Raw genomic sequence first — 1,223 nt, forward strand, 5'->3', positions numbered from 1 at the left:
ACTTTTACATTTACGATAGCTGGCGCGTGCTTCGTGGCATTTTCTCTTTAATCGCCTTCGCGACGAGAACCGGGTTTTAGCTACAAATCCGCAACCCCTGGACAAAGTGCTGCGATTGTTGCGATCTCCACTTTCCTGCCAACAGTATCGACCGCCGTCATGACTTGTTGGTTGCGGATCACCACAAAGCTTGGTTGCTTGCTGCATTGGCAATAGGCACCGCGTGATCCAAGGCGGTTTCCTGTCACGGTTTGATGCGAAACGACAGCAATCCGGTAGCCGCCGACATCTTGGGGTTCATCAAGGACATATGTCATCGGAAAGGTCCGAAAACTCGCCAGCCGAACCCAACAAAGGGCCATATCAATGCGACCGGAATGACCCGAAACTGCGCAATTATATTGCCGCGCAGACAAGCCTCGCCAAAATCAGGCCGCAAGTTCACGTGCCCGCCAGACGTGTAGATCAAGGGGCAAAAATGCCCAAATAGCTGTCCGGTATCCGCGGGATCACCCAACCCAAAGTCTGCGTCCACACGCAAGACCTCAATATGAATTGCGCAAAGAACGCGCCTGACCAGCACGACGACCTCGGTCACGAAATTGTCGCGGGCCCGCATCTTGCCTGCACTTTTCTCGCGCTGGGCGCTCTTTCGAGCATCAGTTGCCTTGGATTTGGATTTGGATTTGGATTTGCGACTGCTGTCATATACCTCAATCTGGGGTGAGATCCCACCAAACGGACGCACAAGCACTGTCGCCCGGTTGGCAGGATCATTCTGCAATGACATTGCGACGCGGACGGGCAAAATCATAAACAAGGTCACAAGTGCCAAAAATCCCGCAATCAGCCAAAGCAGAAGCTGAACGACCATCTTAGGTCTCTTTTTCGGTACCGTTGGCGCGCTTTGATTGCGCCTCAAGCGCATGCGCTGCTGCATCGCCCAGAACCTCTGTCAGGCCGGACATTGCACCTTTGATCGCTTCAACTCGTGCGCCCTTTTCATCCAGAATGATTGCGCCAATGGGCTTGATGCCGCCGCCGCCGCCAGTGCCGCCGCCGTTACCCGACTTCGGGCTGTCGGTTCCGCCAGCCCCAAAACCAAAGCCGTAGCTGACAATGGGGATGATGGTGGACCCGTTCTTTTCAATCGGGTCGCCAAGCACGTTCTTGGCATTCAGCAGGCGGTCAAGTTCTTCAACGGTATTTTTAAGAAGCTGTTC

The 1,223-nt window shown here is 54.2% G+C and carries 3 protein-coding genes; all 3 read right to left on the bottom strand.

Annotated elements, in window-relative coordinates:
* Nucleotides 1–80: 80 nt before the first annotated feature.
* The gene (locus QZ197_RS10630; RefSeq protein ID WP_296431908.1) at nucleotides 81–317 is read right to left on the bottom strand and encodes a hypothetical protein; all 237 of its coding nucleotides are present in this window, start codon (nucleotides 315–317) and stop codon (nucleotides 81–83) included.
* Nucleotides 314–874: a DUF2953 domain-containing protein gene (locus QZ197_RS10635; RefSeq protein WP_296431909.1), complete on the bottom strand. Its 561-nt coding sequence runs from the start codon at nucleotides 872–874 to the stop codon at nucleotides 314–316. The genes QZ197_RS10630 and QZ197_RS10635 overlap by 4 nt, the downstream gene beginning before the upstream one ends.
* A 1-nt stretch (nucleotide 875) precedes the next feature.
* The coding region (locus tag QZ197_RS10640; protein WP_296431910.1) for a spore germination protein GerW family protein at nucleotides 876–1,223 on the bottom strand (348 nt) is incomplete at its 5' end.

The organism is Yoonia sp., from assembly GCF_017854415.1.
Taxonomy (GTDB): domain Bacteria; phylum Pseudomonadota; class Alphaproteobacteria; order Rhodobacterales; family Rhodobacteraceae; genus Yoonia.